Origin of the sequence: Providencia sp. JGM181 (assembly GCF_018257375.1) — a bacterium.
Taxonomy (GTDB): Bacteria; Pseudomonadota; Gammaproteobacteria; order Enterobacterales; family Enterobacteriaceae; genus Providencia; species Providencia lanzhouensis.
Window position 1 is genome coordinate 1 of the sequence record NZ_JAERJY010000160.1, and the last position, 7,785, is coordinate 7,785.

Genomic DNA, 7,785 nt, shown 5'->3' on the forward strand with positions numbered 1-7,785 from the left:
GTATTTATATCGATGATAGTCGCAGCGTAACTAAGTGAGTGAATTAAGCAATTTGTTTTTATTTTAAATAACCGAATTACACCAGGCAGCAAAGAAACCTATTAATTAAATTAACGATTAATAGAAATTAATTATATCTATCCGATTAAACAAAACATTAACCCTATGTTGATGAGCATGGCTGTATCTGCACATCATCTCTGAGGAATATAACGATGAATATGAAAAAATTAGTTTTACCTTGCTTAATGGGCGCCGCACTGTTTTCCAACATGGCGATGGCTGAATCACAGAAAGCACAAAAGCCATTTACTATGGGTGTCGTGGTAAAAGTGGGGGGAATTCCTTGGTTTAACGTCATGGAGCAAGGGATCACCGAAGAAGGTAAAAAACTCGGCGTTAATGCATTCCAAGTGGGTCCAACCACCGCTGACCCTGCGGAACAAGTTCGTGCAATTGAAGATTTAATCGCGAAGAAAGTCGATGTTATCGGCGTCGTTCCTAACGATGCAAAAGTCCTTGAGCCGGTTTTAAAACGCGCCCAAGAAGCAGGCATCAAAGTCATTACTCACGAATCCCCAGATCAAAAAAATGCGGATTGGGATTTCGAATTGCTGGATACCCAAAGCATGGGTGCTAACCATATGAAAGATATGGCAGCATGTATGGGTGAAGAAGGTAAATACGCCATGTTCGTTGGCAGCCTGACTGTACCACTCGTCAACGAATGGGCTGATGCGGCAATCGCTTACCAAAAAGCACATTATCCAAAAATGCAAATGGTCGATGACCGCTTTGGTGTCGCGGAATCCGTTGATGATTCTATGCGTACTGCAAACGACCTGCTGTCTAAGCATAAAGATCTGAAAGGCATTATGTCATTTGGTTCTCAGGGGCCTATCGGTGCGGGTCGCGCCATCGACAAACGCCGTAAAAACGCTGAAACCTGTGTATTCGGTACATTTACACCGGGTCAAGGTATCAAATTGTTAGAAAAAGGTGCAATTGACGGTGGTTATATCTCTAACCCGAAAGTGGCTGGTCAAGTTTTCGTTCAAGTCGCGACGGCAATGATGAATGGCGAAGAGATCAAAACTGGCGTCAGCATCGGTGATATGGGTGAGATCAAGGTGAGTGGCAATACCATCCTCAGCGACAACCCAGTTAACCTGAATATTGAAAACACCAAAAAGCTGGTTGAAGTCGGTCTGTAAGTTCGCACTACATAATAAAAATACGACAACAGTATTATTTAGTTCCACATAGTTTAAGTGACAGCAGCACCCTATTTAGGTCTGATAGCGGTGTCTGTTGTCACTCTGAATCTGACGACACAGTCAACACCAGGACTCCACTATGACAGCCGAAAAAAACTCCCCACTGATTACGTTACGGGATCTTTCCAAAAGCTTTGGTGGTCATCGTGCATTACGCAATATCGACTTGACGCTAAACAAAGGTGAAGTTCATTGTTTAGCGGGCACCAATGGCTGCGGAAAAAGTACGTTAATTAAAACCATTAGCGGCGTTTATGCTCCCGATGAAGGTAGCGAAATTGAAATAGATGGCAAACGATACTCTCGCCTGACCCCAGACAAAGCGCGAGAGCTTGGCGTTCAAGTTATCTACCAAGACTTATCCTTATTTCCTAACTTAACCGTGGCAGAAAACATCGCCTTTGAACTGAATTTAAACGGTTATTTTGGTTGGTTTCAAAAAGGGAAAGTGAGGGAAAAAGCGTTACAAATTCTCAAAGAACTTGAGTTCACCATTGACCCTGATACCCCAGTGCAGTTTCTCCCCATTGCCCAGCGTCAGCAAGTAGCCATTTGCCGCGCACTGGTTGCGGATGCACGCTTAGTGATCATGGATGAGCCAACGGCCTCGTTAACTCGCACCGAAGTTAATCAGCTACTTTCTACCGTGAACTACTTAAAAAACAAAGGTATCACCGTTGTTTTTGTCAGCCATCGGTTAGAGGAAGTGAAAGAGATTTCTGACCGCATTACCGTTATTCGTGATGGGCAGAAAATGGGCACATGGCCAGCAGAAGACCTGACCACGCGTAAAATCACCGAGCTGATGACAGGGCTTGATATTGTTCATGAGCGCAAATTACCCAATAACGCAGAAGAAACTCACACAGTCTTAGAACTGAAAAATCTCAGCCGTGCTGGGCAATACCAGAATATTTCCCTGTCATTAAAGCGCGGTGAAGTACTGGGACTTTGCGGATTATTAGGCTCTGGTCGTACCGAGCTTGCCCTTTCTCTGTTTGGGATAACCCGCCCTGACAGCGGCGAAATGATCGTCGAAGACAAGCCAATTATCTTCAAAAATAATGCCCAAGCTATCAAACATGGTATTGGTTACGTGTCTGAAGACCGCCTGACACTGGGGGCAATTTTGCAGCAGTCTATCGCCGACAATATGGTGATTTCGATTTTAGATCGCCTGAAAACCCCTCTTCATCTGATTGATGAGCAAAAATGCCAGCAAATCGTCCAAGAGTGGATCGCGGATTTGGATATTAAAGTGACCGACCCAAACAATGCTCTCTCCACCTTATCAGGGGGAAATCAGCAAAAAGTGGTGCTCGCCAAATGGATCCTGACGCGCCCTAAAGTGCTGATCCTTGATGCCCCTACCGTGGGGGTCGATATCGGTGCTAAAGACAGCATTTACAAGCTGATCCATCGACTTTCTGGTGTTGGGATCGCCATTTTATTGATCACCGATGAAGCCTCTGAAGCTTTCTACAACTGCGATCGCATTTTACATATGAAGCAAGGATCTATCGTCAAAGAAATTGTGACGGATTCCATGACTGAGCAACAATTGGAGGAAATCATCAATGGCTAATTGGCAAAAACTTCGTCCGCAGTCTGTTGAAGGCTGGTTAATCTGGGTGATCCTCATCATGGTGGTGTTTTTCACCTTCATGAGCCCACAATTTCTCACTATTCAAAACTTGCTCGACTTAAGCGAAAGCTATGCTGTCACCGGTATTTTTGCACTGGGATTATTTGTGGTACTCGTCACTGGTGGTATTGATATCTCTTTCGCCGCCGTTGCCTCGGTTGTCCAATATGTGATTGCCACTTTCTTACTGCAAGGATTACTCGAAAGCCCAACCCTCAGTATCGCCCTTGCGATTGTCATCGGGATCACCTTTGGGTTGATCAACGCAATTTTGATTTACTCCCTCAATGTGGTGTCGATCATTATCACTATTAGTATGCAATCCTTGCTGTTCGGCATGCTGATGTGGCTAACCAACGGACACAGTATCTACGACTTACCGGATTGGTGGGTTGATCCTGTCACCATCCTGCCTTTTGAAGTGGATGGTGAATATTATCAAATTGGTTTGCCATTGATCGTGATGTTAGGGATCGCGTTTTTAACGTGGATCTTAATGAACAAAACCCACATTGGTCGCCAACTGTATGCGGTAGGCGGCAGCCAAGAATCAGCTTCACGTATTGGTATTCGCGTCTGGGTGATTTATCTGTTTGCTTACGGTTATCTCGGTGCGATGGCCGCTATCGGCGGCATGCTGCAAACCTATCGCATGAGTGAAGTGGTGCCTAGCGCCTTAGTGGGTGGCGAGCTTGATGTTCTCGCAGCCGCGGTATTAGGTGGCGCGAGTTTATCCGGCGGTCGCGGTAGCGTTATCGGTACGCTTATGGGGGTTTTCCTCATCGGTATCTTGAAAAACGGTCTGAACTTGATCGGGGTGTCTAACTACTTCGTCAATATCGTCATCGGTATGGTCATTCTTATCGCTATTTGTATTACTCACTACAAAAAGCGTAAAGAAACGGACGTAGGCTTTGTTTAACAGGAATATCACCATGAAAAAACAAGATTTTTTTAAAATTGATGGCTCTGTTATCGGACTGCTTTCAATCTTTTTGGTCGCTATTGCGGCTTTCAGTATCGCCATGCCAGGGCACTTTTTTACCCAGAATACCTTTTTAAGTATTACCTTTCAGTTGCCAGAGCTGGGTCTTCTGACCTTCGCCATGTTTGTTCCGATGTTGAGTGGCGGGTTAAACCTCGCCATTATCAGCACCGCTAACTTGACTGGCTTGTTTATGGCTTGGGTATTTATCAATTACCTGCCTGTTGATGCAGGAACGGGCACGCAGCTAATGTGGTTGGTCTTTGCATTAATCGGTGCCACCGTTATCGCCGTTATTATTGGCTGCTTAACAGGGCTAATGATTTCCCATATTGGCGCTCATCCTATTTTGGTCACACTTGGTTCCATGACTATTATCAGCGGTATTGGTGTTTACCTTACCAAAGGTGCCGCACTCAGTGGGATGCCGCCAGTGGTTCGCGCCATTGGCTCTGACACCGTTTTCGGTATGCCGATTGCCATGATTATTTTCATTGTGACCGCGATTATTTTGGCTCTGTTTTTAGGTCGCACCCGCCTTGGTAAAAATATCTATATGAGCGGCAGCAACATCAATGCGACGTGGTTTAGCGGCGTGCGTACCGACCGAGTGATGATCGCGATTTACACCATTTCAAGCCTGCTGTGTGTGTTGGCAGGGCTGATCATGATGGCGCGCTTTAACTCAGCCCGCATGGGATATGGGGATTCTTACTTACTGCTGACCATTTTAGCCATCGTATTGGGAGGCACAAACCCATTTGGCGGCGTCGGTAAAGTCAGCCGCGTCTTCTGCGCCTTGCTAGTTCTGCAAGTCATCGCAACTGGGCTTAGCCTGTTGGGCGTCAGCCTGCACTTCAATCTCGCGGTTTGGGGCATTACGTTGATCCTCGCTCTCGCCTTCAAATTCTTTAAAGAAAAATGGAGCGCTAAGCGTGCAATGACACGCAATCAACGCCTCAATAAAGCATCCGTACAAAATTAACTTACAGGGAATAAAGATGACTATTTCACGAAAAAACCCGATTGGTATCTATGAAAAAGCCCTTCCAAAGCACAGTAGCTGGAGCGAAAAATTAGCTATCGCAAAAGCGGCAGGATTTGATTTTGTCGAGATGTCGGTTGATGAAACGGACGAGCGTTTAGCCCGTCTAGATTGGAGTTTGGAACAACGCTTAGAGTTAGTAGCTGCCATCCAAAAAACCCAGGTACGCATTCCAACGATGTGCCTATCAGGTCACCGACGTTTTCCATTTGGTAGCCATGATGAAGATACCCGTCAAAAAGCCCGTGAACTCATGACAAAAGCCATTAAATTGGCTCAAGATCTGGGTATTCGTACCATTCAATTGGCTGGCTATGATGTGTATTACGAAGAGCAAGATGAAGGCACCATTGCCCGCTTTGAAGAAGGCATGAAATGGGTGGCAGAAATTGCCGCGGCTTCTCAGGTGATGTGCGCCGTCGAAATCATGGATACGCCATTTATGAATTCGATCACGAAATGGCAAGCGCTTGCCGATAAAATTCGCTCACCGTGGTTCCAAGTTTATCCTGATGTCGGTAACTTAACCGCTTGGGGTAGTGATGTGGCTGCCGAACTAACCAAAGGCATTGAAAATATTGTTGCTCTGCATTTGAAAGATACCTACGCCGTAACAGACAGTTGCAAAGGTCAATTCCGTGATGTGCCATTCGGTGAAGGGTGCGTGGATTTTGTGGCACTGTTCAAACAGCTTAAGCAGCTCAATTATCGTGGCACCTTCTTAATTGAAATGTGGACGGAAAAAGCCGATGAACCGCTGATTGAAATCATCAAGGCGCGCCATTGGATTGAAGATAAAATGCAGCAAGCGGGTTGGGAAAACTAAGGAGCCAACAATGAGCACATTTTTCATGGGTGTCGACCTTGGAGGCACCGTGATCAAAGCGGGGATCTACAGCCCTGAAGGCCAAGAGCTGGTGGTTGCTGAGCACCCTTTTCCCACTGAAAGTCCGCAAGCTGGGTTTAGTGAACGTAATATGGAAACCCTGTGGCAAGTCACCTGCGGTGTGATCCGCGAAGCCATCGCTAAGAGCCAATTATCAGCATCACAAATCGCAGGGGTCAGCTTTTCCTCTCACGGCAAAGGGCTATATTTACTGGATAAACACGGAAAACCTGTCAGAAACGGCATTGTTTCTTCGGATTCCCGCGCACAAGCGATTGTCGATCAATGGCACCAAAATGGTACCGCAGAGCAAGCTTATCCGCTGAGTTTGCAGCAACTTTGGGCATCACACCCCGTTGCCCTGCTCAATTGGTTAAAACAATATGAGCCAGACAGCTATCGCGATGGTCGTTATGTTTTAATGGTTCACGACTATATTCGTTATCGATTAACTGACCAGCTCACTTGCGAAGAGACCAATATTTCGGGCAGCCAACTCTATAACCCAACAACCTCCAGTTACGACCCTAAACTCTGTGAACTGTTTGGTATTGAAGAGGCTAATGACAAACTCGCCCCCGTGATTAACTCCGCACAGTCAGCGGGCTGCGTCACGACTCATGCCGCAAAAGAGTGCGGTCTTAAAGAAGGTACGCCAGTATTTGGCGGATTCTTCGATGTGGTGGGAGCCGCGCTGTCATCGGGTGTCAGCCAAAAAGATAAACTCAGTGCCGTCGCTGGAACCTGGACTATCTCCACGCGGGTTTTCGACAAAATCATGCCTGCCGATTACCCTTATGTGTGGGGCAAATACTGTATTCCCGGCACCTATTTTGTTCATGAAGGTAGCCCAACCTCAGCCAGTAACCTCGCTTGGTTCACTCGACACTTTTTCGACCAACGTTTGCAAGATTACAAAGTGCTCAATGCTTGCGTTGCTGAAGGGGCAACACGGCAAAACGATATTCTATTTTTCCCTTGGTTATATGGCTCTAACTATCACAGTAACCTGCATGGCGGGCTACTCGGGTTAAGCTCCCATCATACTGAAGGGGATATTGCCTACGCCATTTATCAGGGAATTGTCTTTTCTCATTTGCTACATCAAGACCGTATTGTTGGCATTGATGACTGCACTCAGGCTATTCGCTTTACCGGTGGACCAACCAACTCGGCGTTGTGGATGCAAATGTTCTGTGATGCCAGTAATCTGCCTCTTGAAGTGGTGGATGTTCAGCAGTCAGGCTGCCAAGCTGCCGCGCTGTGCGCCGCGGTCGGTTCTGAGTATTATTCTGGGTTTGATACCGCGATTGCATCAAGCACACCGAAAATCACCGCGTATCAACCTAACCTTATAGCTCATCAGCAGCTACGGGATAAGTTTGCCCGCTTTAAAGCAGTGGCAGATGCGTTGAGTTGCTAACCATAAATTGCCTCCCTTAACGTTCACCGGAAGGGAGGCATAACCGATACCCCTCACCAATTATCCCTCTCATTTTAGATATATTTATCTGATAACCAGACTTTAAACATTTAATTTTAACATTTTATTAACCTTCTTTTTTTAGCTTAAAAACCAATCAAATGTTAAATGCTAAAATAAATTAAATTTTTCCCAATTAATTAATTCGAGCAAATTATCAGCAAGATAAAAAAATAAATTCGCTCTTAATATAAAAAATGAAAATGCAGAAAATTAGCATAAATAAAGTCATTACATTTAGTAGTGTTAATAATCATATTTAAACATGAGTAATTAACAACCGAATACTCTCAAGAATGATGTGGGATTTATTTAGATTAAGGCTTGGAAGCAAAAAAAAGCATCAAATAAATAATTAACCTATTATGTTAAGAAAATCACAGTAAAAATAAAAAATCATATTTTTCATATTGATATAAAGAAAAATATGTATAGAGCAGAAAATAATCATCTATAACACTATC

6 protein-coding genes are annotated in these 7,785 nt (G+C 45.0%); all 6 read left to right on the top strand.

From position 1 onward, the window contains the following. Window positions 1–221 precede the first annotated feature (221 nt). The 6 genes from JK188_RS15375 to JK188_RS15400 all read left to right on the top strand — a co-directional run bounded on the left by JK188_RS15375 (window position 222) and on the right by JK188_RS15400 (window position 7,261). Window positions 222–1,214: a substrate-binding domain-containing protein gene (locus JK188_RS15375; RefSeq protein ID WP_036949290.1), complete on the top strand. Its 993-nt coding sequence runs from the start codon at window positions 222–224 to the stop codon at window positions 1,212–1,214. A gap of 142 nt (window positions 1,215–1,356) precedes the next feature. After that, window positions 1,357–2,862, top strand: a complete 1,506-nt coding sequence (locus JK188_RS15380) for a sugar ABC transporter ATP-binding protein (RefSeq protein WP_154603179.1) — start codon at window positions 1,357–1,359, stop codon at window positions 2,860–2,862. After that, window positions 2,855–3,844, top strand: a complete 990-nt coding sequence (locus JK188_RS15385; protein ID WP_211886965.1) for an ABC transporter permease — start codon at window positions 2,855–2,857, stop codon at window positions 3,842–3,844. The genes JK188_RS15380 and JK188_RS15385 overlap by 8 nt, the downstream gene beginning before the upstream one ends. A 13-nt stretch (window positions 3,845–3,857) precedes the next feature. Beyond that, on the top strand, window positions 3,858–4,892 hold the full coding sequence (locus tag JK188_RS15390; protein ID WP_036949222.1) for an ABC transporter permease: 1,035 nt from the start codon (window positions 3,858–3,860) through the stop codon (window positions 4,890–4,892). Between the two features lie 16 nt (window positions 4,893–4,908). Beyond that, entirely contained in the window at window positions 4,909–5,778 is an 870-nt protein-coding gene (locus JK188_RS15395) for an L-ribulose-5-phosphate 3-epimerase (RefSeq protein WP_211886963.1), read from the top strand. 10 nt (window positions 5,779–5,788) lie between these two features. Continuing rightward, entirely contained in the window at window positions 5,789–7,261 is a 1,473-nt protein-coding gene (locus JK188_RS15400) for an FGGY-family carbohydrate kinase (RefSeq protein WP_211886961.1), read from the top strand. Window positions 7,262–7,785: the final 524 nt, after the last annotated feature.

What these genes read in the sequence shown, in the direction of transcription:
- JK188_RS15385 (WP_211886965.1), top strand. Translation starts at nt 2,855, where the DNA reads ATGGCTAATTGGCAAAAACTTCGTCCGCAGTCTGTTGAAGGCTGGTTA.
- JK188_RS15380 (WP_154603179.1), top strand. Translation starts at nt 1,357, where the DNA reads ATGACAGCCGAAAAAAACTCCCCACTGATTACGTTACGGGATCTTTCC.
- JK188_RS15395 (WP_211886963.1), top strand. Translation starts at nt 4,909, where the DNA reads ATGACTATTTCACGAAAAAACCCGATTGGTATCTATGAAAAAGCCCTT.
- JK188_RS15400 (WP_211886961.1), top strand. Translation starts at nt 5,789, where the DNA reads ATGAGCACATTTTTCATGGGTGTCGACCTTGGAGGCACCGTGATCAAA.
- JK188_RS15375 (WP_036949290.1), top strand. Translation starts at nt 222, where the DNA reads ATGAAAAAATTAGTTTTACCTTGCTTAATGGGCGCCGCACTGTTTTCC.
- JK188_RS15390 (WP_036949222.1), top strand. Translation starts at nt 3,858, where the DNA reads ATGAAAAAACAAGATTTTTTTAAAATTGATGGCTCTGTTATCGGACTG.